This is a genomic window from Albidovulum sp. (genome assembly GCF_041919395.1).
GTDB lineage: Bacteria > Pseudomonadota > Alphaproteobacteria > Rhodobacterales > Rhodobacteraceae > Albidovulum.
On sequence record NZ_JAYRTX010000192.1, the window covers coordinates 1 to 2,047 of the forward strand.

Annotated in this window: 3 protein-coding genes; 2 read left to right on the forward strand and 1 reads right to left on the reverse strand. The window is 65.8% G+C overall.

What is annotated here, in order from left to right; all coding sequences use genetic code 11:
* The coding region (locus ACMUOO_RS17280; protein ID WP_413855816.1) for an aminotransferase class V-fold PLP-dependent enzyme at positions 1–1,173 on the forward strand (1,173 nt) is incomplete at its 5' end.
* Between the two features lie 95 nt (positions 1,174–1,268).
* Here ACMUOO_RS17280 and ACMUOO_RS17285 read toward each other — a convergent pair.
* Positions 1,269–1,631 (reverse strand): hypothetical protein, encoded by a 363-nt coding sequence (locus ACMUOO_RS17285; protein WP_413855817.1) that lies wholly within the window; start codon positions 1,629–1,631, stop codon positions 1,269–1,271.
* Between the two features lie 193 nt (positions 1,632–1,824).
* On the opposite strand from ACMUOO_RS17285, the gene ACMUOO_RS17290 reads away from it, so the two are divergent.
* Positions 1,825–2,047, forward strand: a 223-nt coding sequence (locus tag ACMUOO_RS17290; protein WP_413855818.1) for a TetR/AcrR family transcriptional regulator, incomplete at its 3' end; no start/stop codon positions are given.

Below are 2,047 nucleotides of genomic sequence, written 5' to 3' on the forward strand. Positions count from 1 at the left end.
ATCTTCTTCGAGAATGCGGGCGGCGCGTTGAGGCTGAAATCGGTGATCGAGACCTCGGCCGCCTATGCCGGCTACGCGGACAATCAGGGGCGCGACAACCCGGCCTCCAGGGCGCTGATGGCGGCGATCGACAGGGGCCGCGCGGACATGCGGGTCTTCCTCAACGCGCCCGGCGGGCAGGTTTTCGTGGGCGAAAGCGGGACGGAGGTGCTTTTCCGGCTGATCCGCACCGCGGCCCTCGGCGCGGCACCGGGCGGCGTCATGCTCGGCTCGACGCTGGAACACCCGGCCTCGCGCAGCGCGATGGCGCGCTGGGCAGAGGTGACGGGGCGGCCGCATCTGCTGGCGGTGCATGACGACGCCACCGGAACGGTCGGCCTCGACGCCTATCTCGCCCTGATCTCGCCCGAGGTCCGCGTCGCAACCATCGTCCAGACATCGCCGGTCACCGGCATGGCCGTCGACGTCGCCGCCATCGCGGCGGCGATCCGCGCGCAGGCGCCGGACGCCTTCATCATCATCGACGGCATACAGCACGCGAGCCACGGCCACATCGACTGCGCCGCCTTCGGCGCGGACGGCTATGCCGTGTCACCCTACAAGGTCTTCTCCCGCCACGGCTACGGCGTCGGATGGGCCTCGAACCGGCTGACCAGCTGCGCGAAGGAGCAGATCGTCGGCGGGCCGGTCACGGCCTGGGAACTCGGCACCCGTGACGCGGGCGCCTATGCGACCTTCTCCGACGTCGTGGCCTATCTCGACTGGCTGGGCAGCGCCTTCACCGACGACACCGACCGCCGCGCCCGGATCGAGGCGGCGGCGGCGGCCATCCACGACCACGAATCGCGGTTGATGCGGGCCATGCTGCAAGGCGCGGGGAACGCCCGGGGGCTTGCCGAAATGCCGGGCGTCACCGTCATCGGCGGCCCTGCCGTCGAGGGACGCGAAGGCGTCGTGTCGCTGACCCTCGACGGCATGTCGTCGGCCGATCTGGTGCAGCATCTCGCCCGGCAGGGCATCCGCGTGCACATCCGCAAGGACGACCACTACTGCGGAAACATCCTGCATCCCCTGGGCCTTGCCGACTGCGTTCGCGTCTCGGTCTGCCATTACAACACGACCGCCGAGGTCGCGCGGTTCCTCGCCGCGATGGAGCTTGCGGTATCGCGGTAGTTGAAAGCACAGGAGAACGCCGGTGACCCCGACAGGATTCGGACCCGCCCCTACGTTGCGCCCGTGACGCGGCGATCCGACCCACGGGCGTTCCGTCACCGCTGGCGCAGGATCTGCCCCTCGGAGTTTTTGTAGCCACCACCGCCAATGTCCTCAAACACATGGCAGGTCTCGCCCCGTCGCGGACCCTCTGTCAGGGTCATGCAAAGGCTGTCGCCGACAAGGACCCAACGACCGACCCCGTCGAGCAGCGGCGCCTTCACCTCGACCGTCCCATCGACGTCATAGCGCAGATGCACCGTCATGCCATGGCGTCGCATCACCAGATCCTTGCCGACGATCTGCGCCATCACTTGCGCCCCGGTCATCGTCTCCGCAGACGCAGGCGCTGCCGCGACGGCGCAGAACATCAAGAAATGCAGAGCGTGCTGCCGAATTCTCCTGCTCGGGTTTTTCACGGGATCGTCCCCCTTCAGTCCGTCGCAGGTCGCTCAGCTAGATGCAAGTACTCACATACTTCCTTGAGCATGGAGAAGATACTGTCTGGTCCCTGTCTGGAATCGATTGATCGAGACATACATATTCATTGACTTTGACTTAGCATCGTGAAAGATAGTGATCAATTACTTTCTTTCTGCGATGAAGGCACCAATGTCACCACGAGCGAAGTATCTGCCTTCGGACGAGCGTCGGGCCGAGGCCGTTGAGGCGGTGATAGAGCTTGCCGCAAGCGCCAATCCCGAAGACATAACCACCTCGGCCATCGCCGCACGGATGAAGCTGACGCAGGGCGCGCTGTTCCGGCACTTCCCAACCAAAGACGCGATCTGGCAAGGCGTCATGGAGTGGGTTTCCGAGCGCCTGCTCGCGCGCA